Raw genomic sequence first — 22,376 nt, forward strand, 5'->3', positions numbered from 1 at the left:
TGCCTTGACGGCACGAGACGCGAAAACCTTTAAATAAGTAGGTCTTCTTTCGCCGTCGGTTATTAACGCACAATCGCTCATACAGGGCAAATATTTCTGTTTGTTATAAAAACAGCCAGTTAGCAACAAAACCGGCGCGGCGGCTGCGCGCGCAATCGTTTTCGTATATACTGCCCGCCGATCATCAATCCGCTTACTTTCACCGATCCAGGTACGAAACTATGTTAACGATTGGAACCGCCCTGCGCCCTTCCGCCACCCGCGTCATGTTGCTCGGCTCCGGCGAGCTGGGTAAAGAAGTCGCCATTGAATGCCAGCGCCTCGGTCTGGAGGTGATCGCCGTCGATCGCTACGCCGATGCGCCGGCCATGCATGTGGCGCACCGCAGCCACGTCATCAATATGCTGGACGGTGACGCGTTGAAAGCCGTCATCGAACACGAGCGGCCGGACTATATCGTTCCCGAAATCGAAGCGATCGCCACCGCCATGTTGGTCGAGCTTGAACGCCAGGGCCACCGCGTAGTGCCCTGTGCCGAAGCCACACGCCTGACCATGAACCGTGAAGGCATCCGTCGTCTGGCGGCGGAAGAGCTCGGTCTTCCCACCTCCAGCTACCGCTTTGCCGACAGTGAAATCGCCTTCCGCCAGGCGGTTGAGCATATCGGCTACCCGTGCATCGTCAAACCGGTGATGAGCTCTTCCGGCAAAGGCCAGAGCCTGATCCGCACGCCCGAACAGCTGCAAAGCGCCTGGGATTACGCCCAACAGGGCGGCCGTGCCGGCGGTGGCCGGGTGATCGTCGAAGGGCTGGTAAGATTTGATTTTGAAATTACGCTGCTGACCATCAGCGCCGTGGATGGCGTGCATTTCTGTGAGCCGATCGGGCACCGTCAGGAGGATGGGGATTATCGCGAATCCTGGCAACCGCAACGCATGTCGGCTACGGCGCTGAGCCGGGCCCAGGCTATCGCCGAGAAAGTGGTGAAGGCCCTGGGGGGCTTCGGGCTGTTCGGCGTGGAGCTGTTCGTTTGTGGCGACGACGTGATCTTCAGCGAAGTGTCGCCACGCCCGCACGATACCGGCATGGTCACGTTGATTTCACAGGATCTGTCTGAGTTCGCCCTGCACGTGCGCGCCTTTCTCGGTTTGCCGATCGGCGCTATCCGCCAGTTCGGCCCTTCCGCTTCAGCGGTGATCCTGCCACAGCTCACCAGCACCGATGTGCGCTTCAGCGGATTGGAAAACGCGCTGCGCGGGCACAACCAGCTGCGTCTGTTCGGCAAGCCGGAAATCGCCGGCCAGCGCCGCCTGGGTGTAGCGCTGGCGACGGCGGACACCACGGAACTCGCGGTGGAGCTGGCGAAACAGGCCGCCGCCGCCGTGGCGGTCAACCACTAAAACTGACGGGGCCGCTTGCGCGGCCCCGATAACATCAATAGTCTTCGTCTTCTTCAACATCGTCATCCCGCGACGCCTCCGGCGCGGCATCCTGCTGTTCGTCTTCGTCATCGAACAGCACCGCGACATGAGCGCCCTGATGCTTCTCACGAATTTCCTGCGCAACGCGAGCAATGGCCTCACCGCTGCTCATGCCCTGTTCCATCAGCTGATGGATGCGATCCGCCGCTTCCTGCTGCTCCGCGTGGCTCAGTAATGGCATACCTGCATGCATGTGTCGTTCTCTCCGGCAAAAGGGAGAAGGAGTATACGCGCTAACGCGGCGGATCCCAACGTCTTATGCCTCAGGCCGGCTGTGAACAGCCGTTATCGTTGCGCCACTGCTTTAAACGGTGCCGCCACAGCATGACATGCCACCCCTGCTTCACGCCGCGCGCATTGGCGAGCATCGCTCTGTCGATGCCACGTTGGTAAAACTCTTCGGTAATCTGATTCTGAGCGGCCGGGTCCGGCTCACGGCGAATGCTGTGGCAAATCCCCAGCGCTTCGCGGGTGATCTGCCAATGGAACGCCGGCCGAATGGCGATGGTGCTCGCATAACGCAGGTTGAGCCGCTCCAGCATTTCGACGATTTTCATATAGTGGCGCTGATAATCCACGTTAGCCTTGCCGGTGCGGCGGCGATTGCTGATCGACTTGTCGTGCACCCGTTGGCGGTACAGCGGCGTGCTTAAATATTTGACCCGCTTGGCATTAAACATGACCTCCGTCGTCCAGGGAATATCCTGGTGATGTAAGCCCGGTTCAAAATAGAGCCGATGTTGGCGGATAAAATCGAGACGATATATCGCCAACCACACAACGTGAATAAACTTTCGCGATTTCAACGCGCGTTCGAACCATTGAACGCCAGTGATAACATCAGTGGTGCGTAAACGCTCCTGAGGAAAAATCGGCTGCAATTCGTCCTGGCTGGCAAAATAGCGTTCGCCATTGCATTGCATCACGTCTAATTGGTGCCGTTCGGCCTGCTCGAGCAGTGTGGAATACATTTCCGGCGCCAGCAGATCGTCAGCGTCGGGAAACGCCACGTATTTTCCTCGGGCAACGGCGAGCCCGGCATTACGCGCATTGGAAACGCCGGCGTTCGCCTGATCGATAACCCGAATATGCGGATGCGCCGCCGCATAGCGGTGGGCGACCGCCCCCGAACCGTCGGTGGAACCATCGTTAACGATGATCACCTCCAACCGCTGTTCTCGTTGAGCAAGCAACGAAGCCAGGAAAGGTTCTAACAGTTCTCCCGCATTGTGCATCGGGACGATGACGCTCAGCATTAACGACATAGGCAGCTCTTCAATAATAATGTAACAAAATGATAATTTTATTTTTTTGAAAAATAGAAATCGCTTCAGCGCCCGAGCGAAATATGACGCAAACATTCACATTTCCGCCGCGAGCTAAATAAGATTCATCTTGTTTGTCTTTTCATGCTTTCTACAAGAAAAGCGTTCCACAACAAGGGATAACTTTCACAAGACGGCCACCGTAAAAAACACAGGCAAAGCCGTTTCGCATCGCCCGCTTAATAACAGCGAGCAACAATAAAAGTGTGAAATTAACGAGTTGTCTTTATATTTCTCGGGTCTTGCGCCCTCGGTGAAAAATGCTTCCAGTTATTTTGACGTTAAATTTTTAACATATCGAAGTATAAACAATGGCGCAAAAAATGCCTTATTTCAGGTTTATTGAACTGCCGTTTATGTGAGGTGTGCTGCATGTCTCGCATGGCAAAACATGCATGCCATGGCCGTCTATGGCACACTAGCCGCCAGATATTGCCGTCTTCACAGCCAGGTTTATTGACGTTCATGAGCGTAACCGCCCCAAACATAAAGTCTTTGCCCTACCATCGCAGCGCCCTGATGACGCTTTTTGCCCCGCTTTCATCGCAGCCTTGGGCGATGCTGCTGCACTCGGGCTTTGCCGATCACTCGCATAACCGCTTCGATATTCTGGTCGCACAGCCGCGCATTACTCTCACGACTCATGGCGCCACCACAGAAATCGCAAGTGACGACGTAACAATACGGTCGCAACAAGATCCGTTTGAGTTGTTGCAACAGCAGATGGTGGCGCAAGGTTGGCAACCGGCCTTTAATCCGGATCTGCCGTTTCAGGGCGGCGCCCTGGGGCTGTTCGGCTACGATCTTGGGCGGCGGGTGGAAAGCTTGCCGCAGTTGGCCGAAGCCGACCTCGCCTTACCGGACATGGCGGTGGGCATTTATGACTGGGCGCTGATCGCCGACCACCGGCTGCAAACGCTGACGCTGCTCAGCTATGGCGACGTGGAACAGCGCTGGCGCTGGCTCAATAGCCAAACCGCGCCTGCGGCACGCCCTTTCACGCTGCTGAGCGATTGGCGCGCCAATATGAGCCGGCAGCAGTACGGCGAGAAGTTCCAACGCATTCAGCACTACCTGCGCAGCGGCGACTGTTACCAAATCAATCTGGCGCAGCGATTCTCCGCAGACTATCAGGGAGATGAATGGCAGGCGTTTTGCCGATTGAGCGCCAGCAACCGCGCGCCGTTCTCCGCGTTCTTGCGTCTGCCGCACAACAGCGTGTTGAGCGTTTCTCCCGAGCGCTTCCTGTGGCTGGAGCAGCAGCGCATCCAAACCCGCCCGATCAAGGGCACGCTGCCGCGGCTGGCGGACGCGGAACAAGACGCCGCACAGGCTCGTCGTTTGGCTGGTTCACCCAAAGACCGCGCTGAAAATCTGATGATTGTCGATCTGCTGCGCAACGATATCGGCCGCGTCGCCCAGCCCGGCAGCGTGCGCGTGCCGGAGCTGTTCGTCGTGGAGCCGTTCCCGGCGGTGCACCACCTGGTGAGCACCATCACCGCAACCCTGCCGGACACCGCCTCGGCGACCGAACTGCTGCGCGCCTGCTTTCCCGGCGGCTCGATCACCGGCGCGCCCAAGGTGCGGGCGATGGAAATCATCGAAGAACTGGAGCCGCAGCGTCGCAACGCCTATTGCGGCAGCATCGGTTACCTGAGCGCCTGCGGCACCATGGACACCAACATCACTATTCGCACGCTCGTCACCGAAAACGGCCGCATCCATTGTTCCGCCGGCGGCGGCATCGTGGCGGACAGCCAGGAACAGGCGGAATATCAGGAGACCTTCGACAAGGTTGGCCGCATTCTGCCGCAGCTCGGGGAGTGCGCCCAGTCGTGATCCCACCAAATGCACCGGCTTCACTGCACGCCTTTATCAGCCGTTTCCAACTGCAGCTGCCGCAGGCGGCGCAGATCTCGCACAATGTGCGCCCGGCCGCAGTGCTGATCCCGATCGTCTGTCGCGCCGAGCCGACGCTGCTGTTGACCCGCCGCGCCGACTCGCTGCGCAAACATGCCGGCCAGGTGGCCTTCCCCGGCGGTAAAACCGACGCTGAAGACGGGTCGGCGATCGTGACGGCGCTGCGAGAAGCGCAGGAAGAAGTGGCGATACCGCCGCAGGCGGTTACCATACTCGGCCAAATGGCGCCGCTCGACAGCAGCACCGGATTTCAGGTCACGCCTATCGTCGGCCTGGTCTCGCCGGACGTGCAGTTCCGCGCCAACGAAGGCGAAGTGGCTGACGTGTTTGAAATGCCTTTGCGGGAGGCGCTGACCCTGTCGCGTTACTACCCGCTGGACATTCATCGCGCCGGCCATACGCACCGGATTTACCTTTCCTGGTACCACAGCCAGTTTATCTGGGGGCTGACCGCCGCCATCATTCGCCGCCTGGCGCAACAAGTCAGTATTTAGCCGGCATTGCGTGATCTGACTCGCAATCTGGCACGGTTGCCGGCCTCCGCTGCGGGTAAAGCGATCGAAATCACTTCATTTGATCGCTTTTTCAACTACCGTTCCGGTTGAATGGTTTTAAAAAAACTGTAAACCCTCTCTTAAACCTTACGAAATACCTGTAAAATACCACCGTCCGAGATAAACCACTGTAGAAACAGGGATTAAGCCGGCGGCGTTCAGCAAGGAAAGCTGGCGCGATTACCGTTAATGGAGCTTGGGCGAAAGCGGATGCCCCGCACAAGGGTTCGCCCCGGGTAATCAGTAAAAAAAGCGACACCACGGATTATTTAATTTCATGCGAAAAAGGCAGCCGAACCCGCACGGCCCTTTTACAATATCGCTGTTCCCTGCGCGGTTTTTAACCGCCGCAGCCATAACAATACGTCTCTTTAAGGAGTTTTAGCGTGATTAGCGTTTTCGACATGTTTAAGATCGGCATCGGCCCGTCCAGCTCTCATACGGTTGGACCGATGAAAGCCGGCAAACAGTTTGTCGACGATCTGGTAAATAAAGGCCTGATGCCTTCTATCACGCGTGTTGCCGTAGACGTTTACGGCTCACTCTCATTGACCGGCAAAGGTCACCATACCGATATCGCTATCATTCTCGGCCTGGCCGGCAACATGCCGGACACCGTCGATATCGATAGCATTCCGGGTTTTATTCGCGATGTAGAACAACGTCAACGCCTGATGCTGGCCAACGGCCTGCATGAAGTCGATTTCCCGCGCGACGGCGGCATGGTCTTCCGCAGCGACAACCTGCCGCTGCACGAAAACGGTATGCAGGTCCACGCCTTCGCCGGCGATAAAGAAGTGTACAGCAAGACCTATTATTCTATCGGCGGCGGCTTCATCGTCGATGAAGAGAACTTCGGCAAGGCCGCCGAGCAAGAACTGCAAATGCCTTATCCGTTCAATTCCGCGCGCGAAATGCTCGACCACTGTCGCGATACCGGGCTGTCGCTGTCCGGCATGGTGATGCAGAACGAACTGGCGCTGCACAGCAAGCAAGAGATCGACACCTACTTCGGTAACGTCTGGCAAACCATGCGCGCCTGCATCGATCGCGGTCTGAACACCGAAGGCGTGCTGCCGGGCCCGCTGCGCGTGCCGCGCCGTGCCTCCGCGCTGCGCCGCATGCTGGTGGCGTCGGATAAACTGTCCAACGATCCGATGAACGTGATCGACTGGGTCAACATGTTCGCGCTGGCGGTTAACGAAGAAAACGCCGCCGGCGGCCGCGTCGTCACCGCGCCGACCAACGGCGCCTGCGGCATCGTGCCTGCCGTGCTGGCTTACTACGATCACTTCATCGAGTCCGTCAGCCCGGACATCTATATCCGCTACTTTATGGCGGCGGGCGCCATCGGCGCGCTGTACAAGATGAACGCCTCCATTTCCGGCGCCGAAGTCGGCTGTCAGGGTGAAGTCGGCGTTGCCTGCTCCATGGCGGCGGCCGGCCTGGCCGAACTGCTGGGCGGCAGCCCTGAGCAGGTATGCGTGGCGGCGGAAATCGGCATGGAACACAACCTGGGTCTGACCTGCGATCCGGTCGCCGGCCAGGTGCAGGTGCCGTGCATTGAGCGCAACGCCATCGCCTCGGTCAAGGCGATCAATGCCGCCCGCATGGCCCTGCGCCGCACCAGCGAACCGCGCGTTTCGCTGGATAAGGTGATCGAGACCATGTATGAAACCGGCAAAGACATGAACGCCAAGTATCGAGAAACATCACGCGGCGGCCTGGCTATCAAGGTGCAATGCGACTGACCGACAACCCCGCCATCCGGCGGGGTTTTTTATGGTTAATCAATTCATTGAGCGTTTTTGTGACAATGTCACCAGAAAAAATCCTGCATTTTTCTCATCGATCCGGCGGTTAGCCTGCAAATTGACCTTCTGTTTTGCCAAATCGAAATAATTTACTGAGTTACCATCAATCTTGTATAACCTCAGGCTAGAATTAGCCGAGCGTAACTTAAGGATCTATGGCCTGACCGTGACTCGGAGCTGGATTACCGAACAAGGATTTACCGGATGTTGATGACCCACCTCGCCGCGTCCCAATATCGTTACTACCGTTGGCTGCTGGCCGGAGCGGTGGGCGCGGCTATTCTGTTGGTATCGCTGTATACCCGTTACTATCAAGAGGTCAAAAGCATCGAGCAGAGCCAGCAAACGTTGGCCACCCGCACCGTCGGCAAGATTGACCAGCTGCTGTCCCCCGCACAGCTGCAGGCGGAACGCAGTATGGACATGCTGGAACAACCCTGCGAGAACGTCTCATCGACCCTACGCTTTCGCGCTGCGCAAAATCAGGCGCTGCGCGCCATGCTGCTGGTAAAAAATGGCGTCATCTACTGCTCCAGCCTGTTTGGCGCCCGTCATTATCAGTTGGCCGCCGTGCTGCCGATTTTCGTCAACAGCAACGTCAAGCTGGCGCTGCGCCCTTCGTTGGCGGTGAGCAAAGGACTGCCCACGTTGGTGATGTGGACACCCTCCCCCGGCGATAGAACCAGCGGCGTTCTGCACGTCTTCAATATCGAGCTGTTATCGAACTTTTTACTCGAACCGCAGGAGCCTTATGTTCAGCGAATGGTGCTGAACGTAGCCGACAGCAGCCTGGAATACGGACGCCGTGAAATCCTGCGCCGCGACACCCTGACCAACGATCTGCGTTACACCGCCGGTTCCGAGCGGTACCCGTTCTCGATTTCGCTGTTCGGCCCGCAGGTCGGCATGCTGGCGTTTTCCGCACTGCCGCGCCATATTCCTCTGGCGCTGTTGATCAGCCTGCTGGCGGCCTACGTGGTCTACCTGCTCACCGCTAACCGTATGAGCCTGTCTTATCACATCGGTCATGCCATTACCCACCGGGAGTTCCGCGTTTACTGCCAACCGATCATTCACAGCGATACCGGCCGCTGCGCCGGCGTCGAGATGCTGCTGCGTTGGAAAAAGAAACGGCAGGGGTGGATCTCGCCCGACGTGTTTATCCCGCTGGCCGAGCAGCATGAGCTGATCATTCCGCTGACCCGTTATCTGATGAACACCGTGACGGAAAATCTGCAGCTATTCCCGCCGCGGCCGTCGTTCTACATCAGCATCAACGTCGCGGCCGAACATTTTAAAACGCTCAACATCATCGACGATATCCGCCAGATTTGGCTGCCGGCGCACCCAATGCCGTCACTGATGCTGGAGCTGACCGAGCGCACCGCGCTGTCGGCCATCCAGCATGACCAGATCCGGACGCTGAAAGACATGGGTATCATGCTGGCCATCGACGATTTCGGCACCGGCCACAGTTCGCTGAGCTACCTGAAAAACCTCAGCCCGGACGTGTTGAAGATCGACCGCGGGTTTACCGCGGCCATCGGCACCGACGCGGTAAACGCCACGGTGACCGACACCATCATTACGCTGGCGCAGCGGCTGAAGCTGAAGTTGGTGGCTGAAGGGGTAGAAACGGCGGAACAGGCTGACTATCTGCGCTCACGCGAGGTCAATGCCCTGCAGGGGTATTATTTCGCCAAACCGATGCCGATCCACGTTTTCCCGCTGTGGTTGCAGCAGTACGAATCGCGCGTCAGACATGCGCAAGAGGATCCGCCGGAGGCCTGAGCCTCCGGCGAACGGGTTACGACTGCGTCGGCTCGTCAAAGACGACGCGGGTGACACGCACCAGTTCGATGCGGTATTCGGAGACGTCGACGATATCGAAACGCAGGTGGTTCAGCTCGATAGTATCCCCCACCACCGGCATCTGGCCGTAGTGGGCCAACAGCAGCCCCGCCAGGGTGGCGTAGTCCGCGGTTGGGCTCACCAGGTCATCGCAGGCCAGCGCCTGTTCCAGCGAGTGCAGGTCGGTCCCGCCCTTCACCAGCCAGCCGTCGCCTTCCGCCACAATGTCCGGGGTTTCATCTTCGTCCGGGAATTCACCGGCAATCGCTTCCAGCACGTCCAGCGGCGTCACCAGCCCTTGCACGACGCCGAACTCGTTGGTGACCACCACCAGACGCCCTTTGGCGCGACGCAGCACCGCCAACAGCTTGATGACGTCCATGGTTTCCGGCACCACGATCGGCGGCGTGCGGGCGGCGAACTCGGCGATATCTTCACCCTGCTCCAGCGCCACCAGCAGATCCTTGGCGCGCACCACGCCGACAATCTCATCCACCGAATCGCGGCACACCGGGAACAGACTGTGCGGCGTGTCCAGCAGCTGTTCGCGCACCTCTTCACGAGAGCGCTCGCAATCGACCCAGGAAATCTCGGTGCGCGGCGTCATCACGCTGCGCAATGAGCGCGAGGCCAGCGTCAGCACGCCGCTGATCATATAACGCTCTTCCTCCGCAAAGGTTTCATCCCGCGGCAAGGCGACCGCATCGTCCGTCTGCTGCGCGCGCTGCTGCCCCATCAGGCGCATGATCGCTTCCGCGGTGCGCTCGCGCATCGGGCGACGCGCCTGATGCTTGATGAAGTTGCGACGCGCGATCTGGTTGAACAATTCAATCAGGATCGAGAAGCCGATCGCGGCGTACAGATAACCTTTAGGAATATGCAAGCCGAAGCCTTCGGCGATCAGGCTCAGGCCGATCATCAACAGGAAGCTCAGGCACAGCACCACAATGGTCGGGTGCGCGTTAACGAAGTTAGTCAACGGTTTGGACGCCAACAGCATCACCGCCATCGCGATCACCACCGCCGCCATCATCACCGGCAGATCGTTCACCATGCCCACTGCGGTAATCACCGCATCGAGCGAGAACACCGCGTCGAGGATGACGATCTGCACCACCACCGCCCAGAACTTGGCGTAACCGCGGTTGGCGCCGTCCTGGTGCGTCTGCCCTTCCAGCCGTTCATGCAGCTCCATGGTGGCTTTGAACAACAGGAACACCCCGCCGAACAGCAGGATAAGATCGCGGCCCGAGAAGCTGAAATCGCCGACGCTGAACAGCGGCGTGGTCAGCGTCACCATCCAGGAGATCACCGACAACAGGCCCAAACGCATCAGCAGTGCCAGCGACAGGCCGATGATGCGCGCTTTATCACGCTGCTTCGGCGGCAGCTTGTCGGCCAAAATGGCAATGAACACCAGGTTGTCGATGCCCAGCACGATTTCCAGCACCACCAGCGTAAGCAACCCCGCCCAGATAGAGGGGTCCATTAAAAATTCCATATCAGACTCCAGAGAAAAGTGGGAACGAGCGCAGGAGGCTCAGACGTGACGATGCCGCCGCTGCATGGGCGCAGTCGACAATAGCAAGGTGACGGGATGGGATTACCGGGTGGTGGCCGAGCGGCCGAACAGCATATGTAACGCCAGCAGGTGGCGGGTGAAACCTGGAAAAACAGTAACTTCGGTGACAGTCCATAGGGAGGGCTGAGGCCCTTCACTCCTTAGTGATGAAAGAGGAAATTACTGTATCAGGATTTTTCTGGCGGACAAAGCGGCTTTTTCAACGGCGGTTTAAGGTTGCGCCCTGTCATCTCGCCCACGACCGCTAAGATTTATCCGAGCATTCAATAGCGGAGCAGCGTCACAAAAAATATTTTTTCACTCACTAAAATAAATGACGCGTTCGTGAAGTATCGCGCACAGGCATTTGAAACTGCGTGAGAAATGTTAGGCGTGCGTTTCTTTTTTTCTACCATAATGTATCTGAACCGCGGAAGTGACTGCCAAGACGGCACGGAAGAACGATACACACCGTGCCTGGAGTTCAACGAGGAGGTAGCGAGTGGCAATAGCTATTATCATCGGCACACACGGGGCTGCAGCGGAACAACTGCTGAAAACGGCGGAGATGCTATTGGGCGAGCAGGACAACGTCGCCTTTATAGACTTCGTTCCCGGTGAGAATGCCGAAACGTTAATCGTCAAGTACAACGAAAAAATCAGTGGATTGGATACCAGCGGCGGCGTGCTGTTCCTGGTGGATACCTGGGGCGGCAGCCCGTTCAACGCCGCCAGCCGCATTGCGGTCGATAAAGACAACTATGAGGTCGTCACCGGGGTCAACATTCCGATGCTGGTGGAAACCTTCATGGCGCGGGACGATAACCCCGCTTTCGATGAACTGGTGGCGCTGGCATTGGAAACCGGCCGTGAAGGCGTGAAAGCGCTGAAAAAACCGCAAGAAGAACCCGCAAAACCCGCAGCACCCGCCCCGAAAGCCGCTGCTCCTCAGGCGCCGTTGGGGCCGAACGATCACATGAAAATCGGCCTGGCGCGTATCGACGATCGCTTAATCCACGGCCAGGTCGCCACCCGCTGGACCAAAGAGACCAACGTCAGCCGCATCATCGTCGTCAGCGATGAGGTCGCCGCCGACCATGTGCGCAAGACCTTGTTGACCCAGGTTGCCCCGCCGGGCGTCACCGCTCACGTGGTGGACGTGGCGAAGGCCATCCGCGTCTGGAACAACCCGAAATACGCCAACGATCGCGTGATGCTGTTATTCACCAACCCGACCGACGTTTGGCGTCTGGTAGAAGGCGGCGTGGAGATTAAATCCGTCAATATCGGCGGCATGGCGTTCCGTCAGGGGAAAACCCAGGTGAACAACGCCGTTTCCGTCGATGAAAAAGATATCGAAGCGTTTAAGAAGCTGAACGACCGCGGTATCGAGCTGGAGGTGCGTAAGGTCTCGTCCGACAGCCGGCTAAAAATGATGGACCTGATTAACAAACTCAATTAGTGGCGCCAGCCGCTGATTATTTTACTCAGAGCTTTTTTGGTCATAGGAGAAGTGCAATGGAGATCATCACTCTTCAGATTGTGCTGATATTTATCGTTGCCTGTATCGCCGGGATGGGTTCCGTCCTCGACGAGTTCCAGTTCCACCGCCCGCTGGTCGCCTGTACCCTGATCGGCTTCATCCTCGGCGACATGAAAACCGGCATCATCATCGGCGGTACGCTGGAAATGATCGCCCTCGGCTGGATGAACATCGGTGCGGCGGTCGCGCCGGATGCCGCCCTGGCGTCCATCATCTCGACCATTCTGGTCATCGCCGGTGGGCAGAGCGTCGGCGCCGGTATCGCGCTGGCCATTCCGCTGGCGGCGGCCGGCCAGGTGCTGACCATCATCGTGCGCACCCTCACCGTGGCCTTCCAGCACGCGGCGGACAGCGCGGCGGAGCGCGGCAGCCTGCGCGCCATCACCTGGATCCATATCGGCGCCCTGCTGCTGCAGGCGATGCGTATCGCCATCCCTGCGGTCATCGTCGCCATCTCGGTCGGCACCGCCGGGGTACACGCCCTGCTCAACTCGATCCCGGAAGTGGTCACCAGCGGCCTGAACATCGCCGGCGGCATGATCGTCGTGGTCGGTTACGCAATGGTGATTAACATGATGCGCGCCGGCTACCTGATGCCGTTCTTCTATCTCGGTTTCGTTACCGCCGCCTTCACCAACTTCAACCTGGTGGCGCTCGGCGTCATCGGCGTGGTGATGGCCGTGCTGTATATCCAGCTCAGCCCGAAATACAACAAATCTCAGGTTGTCCAGGCCGGCCCGGCTAACGCGAACGATCTCGATAACGAACTCGACTAGGAATAGGTGAGAGAAATGGTTGATACAACTGCTCAAAAGAAACTCACGCCGGCCGACATTCGCGGCGTATTCCTGCGCTCTAACCTGTTCCAGGGGTCATGGAACTTCGAACGCATGCAGGCGCTGGGTTTTTGCTTCTCGATGGTGCCGGTGATCCGTCGCCTGTATCCGGAAAACAATGACGATCGCAAACAGGCGATCAAACGCCACCTCGAGTTCTTCAACACGCACCCTTACGTGGCGGCGCCGGTGCTCGGCGTGACCATGGCGATGGAAGAGCAACGCGCCAACGGCGCGCCGATCGACGACGGCGCGATCAACGGCATCAAGGTCGGTTTGATGGGGCCGTTGGCAGGCGTCGGTGACCCGATCTTCTGGGGCACCGTGCGGCCGGTGTTCGCCGCGCTCGGCGCCGGCATCGCCATGAGCGGCAGCCTGCTCGGACCGATCCTGTTCTTCGTGCTGTTCAACCTGGTGCGCCTGCTGACCCGCTACTACGGCGTGGCCTACGGTTACCGTAAAGGGGTGGATATCGTCAACGACATGGGCGGCGGTTTCCTGCAAAAACTGACGGAAGGAGCGTCCATTCTCGGCCTGTTTGTGATGGGGGCGCTGGTCAACAAGTGGACGCACGTGAATATCCCGCTGGTGGTGTCCAAGATAACCGACCAGACCGGGCATACCAACGTCACCACGGTGCAGACTATCCTCGACCAGCTGATGCCGGGCCTGGTGCCGTTGCTGCTGACCTTCGCCTGCATGTGGCTGCTGCGCAAGAAAGTCAACGCGCTGTGGATCATCATCGGCTTCTTCGTCATCGGTATCTTTGGCTATTGGATTGGCCTGCTGGGCCTGTAATCGTTCGAAACGGCCGGGGGGCAACCCCCGGCTTTTTTATGTGTGGAGCAAGAGATGTCACTGACCGACGCCGTACTGATGCTGTTCATCGCCCTGCTGTTGCTGTATTCGCTGTATGACGAATTCGGCATGGATCTGCTGAAAGGCAAAACGCGGCTCAAAGTGCCGCTCAAACGCCGCAACCGGCTCGACAGCCTGATTTTCGTCGGCCTGATCGCCATTCTGATTTACCGCAACGTCACCACCAACGGCGCGGCATTAACCACTTACCTGCTTATTTCTTTGGCGCTGCTCGCCATCTATATCGCTTATATTCGCTCGCCCAAAATGGTGTTTAAAGCGCACGGTTTTTTCTTCGCCAATGTGTTTGTCGAATATAACCGCATTAAAGCCATGAATTTATCGGAGGATGGCATTCTGGCCATCGACCTGGAACAGCGCCGGCTGTTGGTTCAGGTAACTCACCTGGACGACCTGGAGAAGATTTATCACTTTTTCGTTGATAATCAATAAATAAAAATAAATCCATTCCGTTATCGCTCAAACCCCGCGCTGCTTGTGGACAATTAATCGGCAGCGCCATTTCCTTTCTGACTATTATTTCCGCAACATTGTTACCCCCGGCTACATTATATTCCCGCATGAACTCAGATTAATGAAAACGAGTCTCAATTAAGAACCAATATTGCCAAAGAATAAGGTTGTCGATGGCTGAAATAATATGGTATGGTTGCGCCGTCATTGGGGAGTAGCCGGTTTCTGGAGAATAAAAACCAGAAACGCCCGTATCAACATACTCGTTTCGCCGTATGAAACGTGGTGCGGGCAGCCAGGTAAGGTTGGCGAGACCATAGACACGTAACTCCGTCGTTTGGTTGGGGGTGGGTTACGTGTATATGGAGCCACCCGGCCGAGGCTATTTCACATGAACCTTTCAGCAACGCTTATTCTCGCTTTCGGCATGTCCATGGATGCTTTCGCCGCTTCAATCGGCAAAGGCGCCAGCCTGCATCAACCCCGTTTTCGCGAAGCGATCCGCACCGGCCTGATCTTCGGCGTGGTGGAAGCGATCACCCCGCTCATCGGTTGGGCCATCGGCCTGTTCGCCAGCCAATACATCATGGAATGGGACCACTGGGTCGCCTTCTCGCTGCTGTTCATTCTCGGCATGCGCATGATCGTCGAAGGGGTGCGCAACAGGCCCGACGAAGAAGAGAAGGTCAAACGCCATGGTTTCTGGTTATTGGTCGCCACCGCCATCGCCACCAGCCTCGACGCCATGGCGATCGGCGTCGGCCTGGCCTTCCTGCAGGTGAATATCGTGCACACCGCGATGGCCATCGGCTGCGCCACCATGATCATGGCGACGCTGGGCATGATGATCGGCCGCTTTATCGGCCCGCTGCTCGGCAAACGCGCCGAGATCCTCGGCGGCGTGGTGCTGATAGGTATCGGCGTCAACATCCTGCTGGAACACCTCGGCTACCTGGCCTGAGGCGACCGAACTGCAAAAAAACCTGCCGCGGCAGGTTTTTTTGTTTCTGGACGCCGCGCCTTTTAAGCGCGACGTCGGTACAGCGCCAGGACGAAATCCGTCTCGCACACAAACTCCCCGCCCTCGGCCAACCGCTGTTGCACTTCCGGCGTGGCGCGCCAGGCGAACGGCGTCATCTGCAGCAGGTTGGCGGCCTGCGCGCCCGGCAAGGTCATCGTATAGGCCAGCGCCTCTTTGCGCTCGCAGTCGAACCCATCGAACTGTTCGTCCTGTTCGGCATGCAGCTGCACCTGCTGGTACACCCGCTCTTTCAGCTGGTACAGATGACGCGGGCCCGGCGAAACCGTCACTACCACGCCGCCCGGCTTCACCACCCGCGCCAGCTCCTGCGCCTTGCAAGGGGCGTAGATGCGCAAGACCGCATCCAGCGCCCCGTCGGCGAACGGCAAACGGTGGCTGGAGGCGACGCAGAACGAGACCGCCGGATAACGTTTGGCGGCATAGCGGATCGCCACCTTCGCGACGTCCAGCCCATAGACCGCCATATTGCGCCCCAGGGCCAGCCGTGAGGCCACGGCGGCGGTGTAATACCCTTCCCCACAGCCTATGTCCAACAACGCGCCAGCATCGGCCGCCAGCGCCACATCCAGCCACTCGGCCACCTGCGCTTGCAGCGGCTGATAATATCCGCCGTCAAGAAACGCGCGCCGCGCCTGCATCATTTCCGCGCTGTCTCCCGGCTGTTTCGATCGCTTGTGCTGTACCGGCAGCAGATTGACGTAGCCCTCTTTGGCCTGATCGAACTGATGATTGCTGTCGCAACGCCATTGTTGAGACGAAAAATGCAGCGGCTGATGACACAGGGGACATTGATAAGACATGAATGGGCTTCCAGAGAGACAGGGCGCGGCTAGTCTAAAGAAGGCGCCGGTTTGATGCAAGGCGCATCCCCGCTCGCTTTCATCGCCAACAACACCTGGCCAAGCGGGGAAAAAGCTGGCTACACTGAGAGTCTGTTTTCTCACGCAGGTGAAAATAATTTATGAGCGATCATTCCGCGCTGCTCGATGCGGTGCCCCACATTCAGCACGGCTTCGGCAGCAAACTCGCGCTGCTGCCGGGGCATCTGCTGCCCTACAGCGGCACATTGCCGGAAAAGAAGCAGGTGCATGGCACCCGCATCGTCGATGTGCTGCAACCGGCGCAGACGTGCGGTGAGGCCGATGGCTTCTACACGCGCCAGCCCGGCATTCTGCTCAGCGTGCTGACGGCGGATTGCCTGCCGGTGCTGTTCAGCCGTCGTGACGGCGGCGCCATCGCGGCGGTGCACGCCGGCTGGCGCGGGTTGCTGGACGGTATTCTGGAACAGATGGCGGCCCGCATTCGCCAGGACGGCGACACCGCCGATTGGGTGGCCTCCATCGGTCCCGCCGCCGGCCCGTGCTGTTACGAAGTTGACGAAGCGCTGGTGGAAAACTTTAAACAGCGTCTGCCGCTGCCCGCTACGCTGATCAGCCCGCACTATCGGCATCTGGATCTGGCCGCGATCGCCGAATACAAGCTGACGGCACTCGGCTTCGCCGCCGTTGACCGCTCAGGCAGTTGCACTATCTGCACGCCGGACGTCGATCCGCAGCGGCCGCAGCGCTTCAAATACACCAGCTATCGCCGCAACAGCCATCGGCGCGCGCAGGATCCGACGCATCCGGGCATTAAAGGCCGCAACCAGTACGCCGGCATCGTCATCGTCGCCGAATGACGGAAACGAAAAAGCCCGCGCGAAGGCGGGCTTTTTGTACAGCTGACGCTGATTAGATAGCAGTAACGTTTACTGCAGATGGGCCTTTCTGGCCATCTTGGATTTCGAACTCAACGTTCTGGCCTTCAGCCAGGGTTTTGAAGCCGTTACCCTGGATTGCAGAGAAGTGTACGAACACGTCTTTGCTGCCGTCAGCCGGGGTGATGAAACCGAAACCTTTAGACTCGTTGAACCACTTAACTTGACCTTTGATCTTTGCCATCTTGAGTATTTCCTTTGGATTGTTTAAACCGCCCGTAGGCGTTACATAGACAAACTAGAGTCGTTACTGCTTGAGGCACTAAGATAAGGATCGGCAGAGAAGCGGTATTCAACGCTAACGTCTTTACTCAGAACTTCTTTACTGAAAATGCCACACATATACAGAACTGTACCTCGTTTTACCCAGATGCGTTATCACATACTCTGTATGCGATGGCAAGCCATTTTTAATCACTGAACGACATGTCGCACATATTTGAAACGGTCGAGAGCCACATTTGCTTAAATAGGCCAAAAGATGTTGAAGCATCGGCTATTTTCTGCTTGCCAAAATCACTGCGCCAGACCCCGCATTCTGCTGGCGTTTTAACAAAACTTTCATCGTATTGACGCCTATCTGTCTCATCATTTCCGCTTTTTTGCCGCTTATAGCGTTAAAAAATTTGAATCTTTATGGAATTTGATATGCAACATTTGAATATCGATGAACGGGGGCCAATTTATTCATCGCTCCTCCGACCATTTACCGCCGGAAAGCCCATTCATCATCGGCTTTCAGCCCTGCCGCCAAACGGCGCGGGCGAGCACGGCGCACGGGCCAGCGGTAACACATCCGCCCTGCACAACGGATGCATAAACATGCAAAGCGCCGGCACCTCTCCCGCTTGCCGGTGGGTTCATCATAAATAATCCGAATATCATTAACCTCAATAGCCGGAATAGTCTTATCAATAACGAAAGTTCAACGTTGAATTAAATCCTGAAAACAAGGGGGTTATTTGAATCACCACCCGCGCTTATCAATTCGGCTAATTACAGCCGCGCTTTCAAACCGTTGGTTTTATTCATCCCGCAGCGCCGCCGGGTGATGAGGTAACGCAGACGGTGAGCCCTGCAACGCGATGCGCTCGCCAATCTTCAGCGGATGGAATTGATGCTGCTCCAGCCCCGCTTCACTCAACGCCAGGTTCAACTGCTGCGGCGGCTCGTCCAGCGATTCATCCGCCAATTCGAACACCCCCCAATGAATGGGAATGGCGCGCGGCTGATTCAGTTGACGGTACAGCGTCACCGACTGCTGCGGATCCATATGCTGTTCCTGCATAAACCAGCGCGGCGCATAGGCGCCGATGGGCAGCGCCGCCACGTCGAACGGCCCCAGCCGTTGACCGATCTCCGCCAACCGTTCCGAATAGCCGCTGTCACCGGAAAAATAAAACCGCAGCGCCGGATGGTGGATCACCCAGCCGCACCACAGCGAGCGATTGCGATCCCACAGCGTGCGCATGCTCCAGTGCCGCGCCGGCGTGGCGTAGACCGTCAGCTCGCCCAACGGCAGACTCTGCCACCAGTCCAGCTCATGCACCTTCAGCCGATAACGGCGGAACCAGCGCTTCAAGCCGAGCGGCACGATGAACTCGGCCTGAGGGAAACGCCGCGCCAATTGCCGCACCGTGCGCCTGTCAAGGTGGTCATAATGGTTATGGGAGATCAGCACCGCATCCACCGCCGGCAGTTGCTCCACCGTCAGCGGCGGCGGCGTTCTGCGCTTCGGGCCGTAAAAGCTCAGTGGCGATGCGCGTTCGGACAACGCCGGATCGATCAGGATATAGCGCCCGCTCAATCGCAGCAGCATCGAGGCATGCCCCAACCACCAGACGCTGTCGCCACTGCCGCTGAGATCGGCTGGCTGCCACCAGCGTTCGGTAAATTGCGCGTAGCCCTGCTGCGGCGGCTTGGGCAACCCCTGGCGCTTGCGCTCATCTTGCCAACGTTGAAGATCCCCCTCCTGACGCCGCGAAGGTTCCGGGTTGCGAAATCCCTCCGGCGTGTGATGCGCCTTGGCCGCGTCGTAATAACGGTTGATTCTTTTCATCCAGCGTCTTCTCCCGACCCTCAGCGCCCTGCACGGGCATGACTTTCAGTGTAACAAACCCGATGAAGCTCGCACTTCGTCAGCCGTGCGCTGCATTGAGGGAGCTTTTGCCGTATGCTGTTGTCTCACTTCGGTGAGACAACCAGGGCCGCCAAGAGCCCGTTAAGACTCTCTTAAGAACTTTGTGATTGACTTGTAGGGCATACAGAAAAGGAGAAGTTATGAGTCGTTCGACATCCCACAAATCAGGCGCAGGCCTGGGGCGCCGTATTCGCAGCGCGCTGCTGGCGCAGAAGCAATACTGGAAAATGTATTTCGCCATGAAGCTGCGCCGCGTGCGCGTGCCTGCACCGCTGGTGCTGCTTGGCGGTTCGCTGCTCGGGTTCTTCATGCTGACCCTGCTGATGCTCAGCGTGGTGACCATCGACGTCATCAGCACCCTGCTGCTGCTGTGCCGGAAACTGCTGGGACGGAGTGACGGTGAGGGGCGCGCCTTTATGCCGCGCAGCTGACGAGAAGAGCGCGGAGGCGCAATATGCCTCCGCGCGCAGATTAACGCTTGGCGCCTTTGCGGCGCGTCAGCATGAATCCGCCCCACAGTACTGCAACCCACACCGGCATCAACAGCACCGAAATGCGGATCCCTTCGCTGAAATACATAATCACCAAAATCAGGCCGAGGAACGCCAGGCACAGATAGTTGCCGAACGGATACCACAGCGCCTTAAAGCTCGGAATGACGCCCTGACGGTTCTTCGCCGCACGGAATTTCAGGTGCGCCAGGCAGATCATCACCCAGTTGATCACCAGGGTGGACACCACCAGCGCCATCAGCAGCTCAAACGCCTTGCCGGGCATCAGATAGTTGATCAGCACGCCGATCGAGGTAATCAGCGCCGACAGCGCGATGGACAGCACCGGCACGCCGCGCTTGTTGACGCGCGTCAGCGCTTTCGGCGCATTGCCCTGGCTGGCCAGCCCGAACAACATGCGGCTGTTGGCATAAACGCCGCTGTTGTAGACCGACAATGCGGCGGTCAGCACCACCACGTTGAGCACCGTCGCCACCAGATTGCTGTTCAGCGCATGGAAGATCAGCACGAACGGGCTGCCGCCCTCCACCACTTGCCCCCACGGATAAAGCGAGAGCAGTACGGTCAGCGAACCGATATAGAAAATCAGAATACGGTACACCACCTGATTGGTCGCTTTAGGAATGCTGCGACGCGGATCCGCGGCTTCCGCCGCGGTGATGCCCACCATCTCCAGCCCGCCGAACGAGAACATGATCACCGCCATCGCCATCACCAGCCCCGAGAAGCCGTGCGGCATAAAGCCGCCCTGCTGCCACAGGTTGGTGATGCTGGCCTGCGGCCCGCCGTTGCCGCTGGCCAACAGCCAGGCGCCAAACACGATCATGCCGACAATCGCCACCACCTTGATGATGGCGAACCAAAACTCGGTTTCGCCGTACAGGCGCACGTTCACCAGGTTGATCAGATTGATCAACACAAAGAACAGCGCGGCGGACGCCCAGGTGGGGATCTCTGGCCACCAGTACTGAATGTAGATGCCGACGGCGGTCAATTCCGCCATGCCGACCAGAATGAACATCGCCCAGTAGTTCCAGCCGGAAAGGAAACCGGCGAAATCACCCCAATATTTATAGGCAAAGTGACTGAAAGATCCGGCGACCGGCTCCTCCACCACCATTTCGCCCAGCTGGCGCATGATCAAAAACGCGATAAAACCGCCGATGGCGTAGCCCAACAGCACGGCGGGGCCGGCCATTTTAATGGTTTGCGCAATGCCGAGAAATAAACCGGTGCCGATGGCGCCCCCGAGGGCAATAAGCTGTATGTGTCTGTTTTTTAATCCGCGTTTTAGCGGGGTATCCTGATGCTGACCGCCCATCTTATCCTCATATGGCGTACCTCCTTGCCGTTATCGGCTAAGATTTCACCAATCAATAAATGTATCTGCGGGCGGCTTTTTAACACTTAACCCCGTGAGCATCAAGGAGTAGCGCCCCGAGACGGCAGACCGGAGCGCGATTTTTTAACCGAGGGAGAGCGGGTAACGGCGGCGTTCAGCCAGGCATACCGCACAGTTTGGTCAGGTTGCGCGCGCCGATCATCAGCGTGGCGACATAAGATTGGCGACGCGTAACCACTTCCACCGCCACGCGATCGTTTTGATATTTTATCAGATAGGTCGAGGGCCAGCCCTGACGGCGCTGGCCGAAGCTTTCGGCATGACGATCGATCGCCGCATGGGCAATCACCAGATGAGACAAGTTTTTATCACCTTTGATAATGCGCTTCATAAACAGCCTCCGCCAACGACAGCTCTGTTATTAGAAAAAGGAGAAACTCTTACCAATCACCGGTATTTTTGCGAATCAGTTAGCCTGTCGGCTCATCAGAAAACAGATCATCGCCGCGCGCAGCGGGCTGGCGCTGTCGGCCTGCCATTCACCGCCCTGGGTGCTCATGCGCGCCTGCCACTGTGGGCTGTCGCTGTGGTTGTCGGGGTTCAGACTGATTTTGTTGGCGCAAATGATCGGCCAGGCGTCGGAGGGATTCTTGCAGTAATCTTTACCTTTCACGCCGCCGTAGGGATACCACTTGTCCGGGTTCTCCCCGGTCAGCAGCGCAATGCTGCGGTTCACTTCGGCATCGCTTTCTTCGTACCATTTAATCATCGGCTTTATCCATCTTTTGTAAGGTTCGCGCTACATTACGATGTCTGTAAGACAGTTTTATGACAGCGTCGCCGGTTTTCACATTATCTGCACTAATGTTTCGCCCCCTTTAACTTTTCTCCCCTTCTGCGTACACTTTTCGTCTGTTTAGCGCCCAGGAAACGCACGCATGTTGACCGGCCTCAACCACCTGACGCTCGCCGTCAGCGATCTCGATCGCAGCTTCGATTTTTACCGTCATCTGTTGGGGTTTACCCCTCACGCCCGCTGGCAAGGCGGCGCCTATCTGTCGTTGGGGGCGTTGTGGCTGTGCCTGTCATTGGATGAGGCCCGCACGCAACCACGGGCGCGTGATTACACCCATTACGCCTTCAGCGTCGCGCCGGAACACATTGAACGGGTCAGGGAGCGGCTGCGCCAGAGCGGCGCAGAAGAGTGGAAAAGCAATCGCAGCGAGGGCGAGTCGCTCTATTTTCTCGATCCTGATGGGCATCAGTTGGAGATCCATGCCGGCGATCTGGCCAGCCGCCTGGCGGCATGCCGGGAAAAACCGTATCAGGGCATGGTATTTTACTGAAGCGCCCCGGCGGCGCAGCGC

The 22,376-nt window shown here is 57.9% G+C and carries 23 protein-coding genes and 1 riboswitch; of the genes, 13 read left to right on the forward strand and 10 right to left on the reverse strand.

Annotated features, from left to right (window positions below):
- The first annotated feature begins 221 nt into the window (after positions 1-221).
- A complete protein-coding gene (gene purT, locus EDY99_RS11060; RefSeq protein WP_123061752.1) occupies positions 222-1,400 on the forward strand; it encodes a formate-dependent phosphoribosylglycinamide formyltransferase in 1,179 nt (392 codons plus the stop codon).
- A 34-nt stretch (positions 1,401-1,434) separates the two neighbouring features.
- Here purT and EDY99_RS11065 read toward each other — a convergent pair whose 3' ends face one another.
- Both EDY99_RS11065 and EDY99_RS11070 read right to left on the reverse strand, forming a co-directional pair.
- The gene (locus EDY99_RS11065; RefSeq protein ID WP_122016318.1) at positions 1,435-1,674 is read right to left on the reverse strand and encodes a YoaH family protein; all 240 of its coding nucleotides are present in this window, start codon (positions 1,672-1,674) and stop codon (positions 1,435-1,437) included.
- Between the two features lie 70 nt (positions 1,675-1,744).
- Positions 1,745-2,746 (reverse strand): glycosyltransferase, encoded by a 1,002-nt coding sequence (locus tag EDY99_RS11070; protein WP_123062172.1) that lies wholly within the window; start codon positions 2,744-2,746, stop codon positions 1,745-1,747.
- Positions 2,747-3,271: 525 nt separating this feature from the next.
- Here EDY99_RS11070 and pabB point away from each other — a divergent pair.
- The 4 genes from pabB to EDY99_RS11090 all read left to right on the forward strand — a co-directional run bounded on the left by pabB (position 3,272) and on the right by EDY99_RS11090 (position 8,885).
- Positions 3,272-4,645, forward strand: coding sequence for an aminodeoxychorismate synthase component 1 (gene pabB, locus EDY99_RS11075; RefSeq protein ID WP_123061753.1), 1,374 nt, complete (start codon positions 3,272-3,274; stop codon positions 4,643-4,645).
- A complete protein-coding gene (locus EDY99_RS11080) occupies positions 4,642-5,220 on the forward strand; it encodes a CoA pyrophosphatase (RefSeq protein ID WP_033644292.1) in 579 nt (192 codons plus the stop codon). The genes pabB and EDY99_RS11080 overlap by 4 nt, the downstream gene beginning before the upstream one ends.
- 446 nt (positions 5,221-5,666) lie before the next feature.
- The gene (sdaA, locus tag EDY99_RS11085) at positions 5,667-7,031 is read left to right on the forward strand and encodes an L-serine ammonia-lyase (RefSeq protein WP_033650934.1); all 1,365 of its coding nucleotides are present in this window, start codon (positions 5,667-5,669) and stop codon (positions 7,029-7,031) included.
- Between the two features lie 267 nt (positions 7,032-7,298).
- Positions 7,299-8,885: an EAL domain-containing protein gene (locus EDY99_RS11090; RefSeq protein WP_033643382.1), complete on the forward strand. Its 1,587-nt coding sequence runs from the start codon at positions 7,299-7,301 to the stop codon at positions 8,883-8,885.
- 16 nt (positions 8,886-8,901) lie between these two features.
- Here EDY99_RS11090 and EDY99_RS11095 read toward each other — a convergent pair whose 3' ends face one another.
- Entirely contained in the window at positions 8,902-10,446 is a 1,545-nt protein-coding gene (locus tag EDY99_RS11095; protein ID WP_033643383.1) for a TerC family protein, read from the reverse strand.
- Between the two features lie 562 nt (positions 10,447-11,008).
- Here EDY99_RS11095 and manX point away from each other — a divergent pair.
- From manX to mntP, 5 genes are all read left to right on the forward strand, one after another.
- Positions 11,009-11,968 carry a PTS mannose transporter subunit IIAB gene (gene manX / locus EDY99_RS11100; RefSeq protein ID WP_089194865.1) on the forward strand — a complete coding sequence of 320 codons (960 nt, stop codon included), beginning with the start codon at positions 11,009-11,011 and terminating at the stop codon, positions 11,966-11,968.
- A gap of 56 nt (positions 11,969-12,024) precedes the next feature.
- Positions 12,025-12,825, forward strand: coding sequence for a PTS mannose/fructose/sorbose transporter subunit IIC (locus EDY99_RS11105; protein ID WP_123061754.1), 801 nt, complete (start codon positions 12,025-12,027; stop codon positions 12,823-12,825).
- A gap of 15 nt (positions 12,826-12,840) precedes the next feature.
- Positions 12,841-13,683, forward strand: coding sequence for a PTS mannose transporter subunit IID (locus EDY99_RS11110; protein WP_033634889.1), 843 nt, complete (start codon positions 12,841-12,843; stop codon positions 13,681-13,683).
- A gap of 54 nt (positions 13,684-13,737) precedes the next feature.
- On the forward strand, positions 13,738-14,196 hold the full coding sequence (locus EDY99_RS11115; RefSeq protein WP_033643385.1) for a DUF986 family protein: 459 nt from the start codon (positions 13,738-13,740) through the stop codon (positions 14,194-14,196).
- Between the two features lie 218 nt (positions 14,197-14,414).
- Positions 14,415-14,601: riboswitch (yybP-ykoY riboswitch) on the forward strand.
- A gap of 7 nt (positions 14,602-14,608) precedes the next feature.
- Positions 14,609-15,178, forward strand: coding sequence for a manganese efflux pump MntP (gene mntP / locus EDY99_RS11120; protein ID WP_025159822.1), 570 nt, complete (start codon positions 14,609-14,611; stop codon positions 15,176-15,178).
- Positions 15,179-15,240: 62 nt separating this feature from the next.
- On the opposite strand, the gene rlmA is transcribed toward mntP, so the two are convergent.
- Positions 15,241-16,059: a 23S rRNA (guanine(745)-N(1))-methyltransferase gene (gene rlmA, locus EDY99_RS11125; protein ID WP_123061755.1), complete on the reverse strand. Its 819-nt coding sequence runs from the start codon at positions 16,057-16,059 to the stop codon at positions 15,241-15,243.
- A gap of 161 nt (positions 16,060-16,220) precedes the next feature.
- On the opposite strand from rlmA, the gene pgeF reads away from it, so the two are divergent.
- Entirely contained in the window at positions 16,221-16,937 is a 717-nt protein-coding gene (gene pgeF / locus EDY99_RS11130; protein ID WP_069100974.1) for a peptidoglycan editing factor PgeF, read from the forward strand.
- Between the two features lie 52 nt (positions 16,938-16,989).
- Here pgeF and cspE read toward each other — a convergent pair whose 3' ends face one another.
- From cspE to EDY99_RS11145, 3 genes are all read right to left on the reverse strand, one after another.
- A complete protein-coding gene (gene cspE, locus EDY99_RS11135; protein WP_002221949.1) occupies positions 16,990-17,199 on the reverse strand; it encodes a transcription antiterminator/RNA stability regulator CspE in 210 nt (69 codons plus the stop codon).
- A 41-nt stretch (positions 17,200-17,240) separates the two neighbouring features.
- Positions 17,241-17,357: a DUF2627 domain-containing protein gene (locus EDY99_RS11140; RefSeq protein ID WP_002211058.1), complete on the reverse strand. Its 117-nt coding sequence runs from the start codon at positions 17,355-17,357 to the stop codon at positions 17,241-17,243.
- Between the two features lie 682 nt (positions 17,358-18,039).
- Positions 18,040-19,074, reverse strand: a complete 1,035-nt coding sequence (locus tag EDY99_RS11145) for an MBL fold metallo-hydrolase (RefSeq protein WP_069100975.1) — start codon at positions 19,072-19,074, stop codon at positions 18,040-18,042.
- A 221-nt stretch (positions 19,075-19,295) separates the two neighbouring features.
- Here EDY99_RS11145 and EDY99_RS11150 point away from each other — a divergent pair, with 221 nt between their 5' ends.
- Positions 19,296-19,586 (forward strand): hypothetical protein, encoded by a 291-nt coding sequence (locus EDY99_RS11150; protein WP_069100976.1) that lies wholly within the window; start codon positions 19,296-19,298, stop codon positions 19,584-19,586.
- Between the two features lie 40 nt (positions 19,587-19,626).
- Here EDY99_RS11150 and EDY99_RS11155 read toward each other — a convergent pair whose 3' ends face one another.
- The 3 genes from EDY99_RS11155 to EDY99_RS11165 form a co-directional block, all read right to left on the reverse strand.
- Positions 19,627-20,988, reverse strand: coding sequence for an amino acid permease (locus EDY99_RS11155; RefSeq protein ID WP_033643390.1), 1,362 nt, complete (start codon positions 20,986-20,988; stop codon positions 19,627-19,629).
- 175 nt (positions 20,989-21,163) lie between these two features.
- Positions 21,164-21,400 (reverse strand): DUF4060 family protein, encoded by a 237-nt coding sequence (locus EDY99_RS11160; protein ID WP_025303167.1) that lies wholly within the window; start codon positions 21,398-21,400, stop codon positions 21,164-21,166.
- 75 nt (positions 21,401-21,475) lie between these two features.
- The gene (locus tag EDY99_RS11165) at positions 21,476-21,778 is read right to left on the reverse strand and encodes a phage protein NinX family protein (protein WP_033643391.1); all 303 of its coding nucleotides are present in this window, start codon (positions 21,776-21,778) and stop codon (positions 21,476-21,478) included.
- A 169-nt stretch (positions 21,779-21,947) separates the two neighbouring features.
- Here EDY99_RS11165 and fos point away from each other — a divergent pair, with 169 nt between their 5' ends.
- Positions 21,948-22,355, forward strand: coding sequence for a fosfomycin resistance glutathione transferase (gene fos, locus EDY99_RS11170; RefSeq protein WP_123061756.1), 408 nt, complete (start codon positions 21,948-21,950; stop codon positions 22,353-22,355).
- The last annotated feature ends 21 nt before the right edge of the window (positions 22,356-22,376 follow it).

Source organism: Serratia sp. LS-1, assembly GCF_003719595.1.
In the GTDB taxonomy this organism is placed as follows: Bacteria; Pseudomonadota; Gammaproteobacteria; order Enterobacterales; family Enterobacteriaceae; genus Serratia; species Serratia ureilytica.

Bases quoted from the DNA above. Each gene is read 5' to 3' on its own strand.
- EDY99_RS11105 (WP_123061754.1), top strand. From the start codon at position 12,025: ATGGAGATCATCACTCTTCAGATTGTGCTGATATTTATCGTTGCCTGT.
- EDY99_RS11115 (WP_033643385.1), top strand. From the start codon at position 13,738: ATGTCACTGACCGACGCCGTACTGATGCTGTTCATCGCCCTGCTGTTG.
- EDY99_RS11155 (WP_033643390.1), bottom strand. From the start codon at position 20,988: ATGGGCGGTCAGCATCAGGATACCCCGCTAAAACGCGGATTAAAAAAC.
- EDY99_RS11090 (WP_033643382.1), top strand. From the start codon at position 7,299: ATGTTGATGACCCACCTCGCCGCGTCCCAATATCGTTACTACCGTTGG.
- EDY99_RS11095 (WP_033643383.1), bottom strand. From the start codon at position 10,446: ATGGAATTTTTAATGGACCCCTCTATCTGGGCGGGGTTGCTTACGCTG.
- purT (WP_123061752.1), top strand. From the start codon at position 222: ATGTTAACGATTGGAACCGCCCTGCGCCCTTCCGCCACCCGCGTCATG.
- EDY99_RS11065 (WP_122016318.1), bottom strand. From the start codon at position 1,674: ATGCATGCAGGTATGCCATTACTGAGCCACGCGGAGCAGCAGGAAGCG.
- EDY99_RS11145 (WP_069100975.1), bottom strand. From the start codon at position 19,074: ATGAAAAGAATCAACCGTTATTACGACGCGGCCAAGGCGCATCACACG.
- pgeF (WP_069100974.1), top strand. From the start codon at position 16,221: ATGAGCGATCATTCCGCGCTGCTCGATGCGGTGCCCCACATTCAGCAC.
- pabB (WP_123061753.1), top strand. From the start codon at position 3,272: ATGAGCGTAACCGCCCCAAACATAAAGTCTTTGCCCTACCATCGCAGC.
- EDY99_RS11110 (WP_033634889.1), top strand. From the start codon at position 12,841: ATGGTTGATACAACTGCTCAAAAGAAACTCACGCCGGCCGACATTCGC.
- EDY99_RS11140 (WP_002211058.1), bottom strand. From the start codon at position 17,357: ATGTGTGGCATTTTCAGTAAAGAAGTTCTGAGTAAAGACGTTAGCGTT.
- EDY99_RS11070 (WP_123062172.1), bottom strand. From the start codon at position 2,746: ATGTCGTTAATGCTGAGCGTCATCGTCCCGATGCACAATGCGGGAGAA.
- EDY99_RS11160 (WP_025303167.1), bottom strand. From the start codon at position 21,400: ATGAAGCGCATTATCAAAGGTGATAAAAACTTGTCTCATCTGGTGATT.
- EDY99_RS11150 (WP_069100976.1), top strand. From the start codon at position 19,296: ATGAGTCGTTCGACATCCCACAAATCAGGCGCAGGCCTGGGGCGCCGT.
- mntP (WP_025159822.1), top strand. From the start codon at position 14,609: ATGAACCTTTCAGCAACGCTTATTCTCGCTTTCGGCATGTCCATGGAT.
- rlmA (WP_123061755.1), bottom strand. From the start codon at position 16,059: ATGTCTTATCAATGTCCCCTGTGTCATCAGCCGCTGCATTTTTCGTCT.
- cspE (WP_002221949.1), bottom strand. From the start codon at position 17,199: ATGGCAAAGATCAAAGGTCAAGTTAAGTGGTTCAACGAGTCTAAAGGT.
- fos (WP_123061756.1), top strand. From the start codon at position 21,948: ATGTTGACCGGCCTCAACCACCTGACGCTCGCCGTCAGCGATCTCGAT.
- EDY99_RS11165 (WP_033643391.1), bottom strand. From the start codon at position 21,778: ATGATTAAATGGTACGAAGAAAGCGATGCCGAAGTGAACCGCAGCATT.